Annotated in this window: 2 rRNA genes; both read right to left on the minus strand. The window is 46.5% G+C overall.

The window, feature by feature from the left end:
* Positions 1-231, minus strand: a 23S ribosomal RNA gene (locus AC3WTP_RS23320); the annotation flags it as partial.
* 236 nt (positions 232-467) lie between these two features.
* Positions 468-523: ribosomal RNA gene (locus AC3WTP_RS23325) — 16S ribosomal RNA — on the minus strand; the annotation flags it as partial.

Below are 523 nucleotides of genomic sequence, written 5' to 3' on the forward strand. Positions count from 1 at the left end.
ATTGTTTTCTCTTCCTGAGGGTACTTAGATGTTTCAGTTCCCCTCGTATGCCATCTTACACCCTATGTATTCAGGTGTAAGTAACCGCCCATTACGACGGCTAGGTTTCCCCATTCGGAAATCCCCGGATCAATGCATGCTTACTGCTCCCCGAGGCGTATCGTTGTTCGCCACGTCCTTCTTCGGCTCCTGGTGCCTAGGCATCCTCCGTGTGCTCTTAATAGCTTAACCAACGTTCCGTGCTGACCAAGGTCAACACTTCACTAAGTTTCATCAATTAAGATGAGGATATTCTAAGTCGCTTTTCTTACTTCGCGATTCAGTTTTCAAGGTACAGTTGATGCTCCATCTTTGATTCCAACGAATCAAGGACACAACATCTTTGAAAGAGTTTGCTCTTTCAAAACTGAAAACGAGCGGAATGTTAGTTGTTTTATGTCTCCGTCGCAGGAGACGTGAATCCTTAGAAAGGAGGTGATCCAGCCGCACCTTCCGATACGGCTACCTTGTTACGACTTCACCC

It is taken from the genome of Paenibacillus sp. EB106-04-04-XG159, assembly GCF_058791835.1.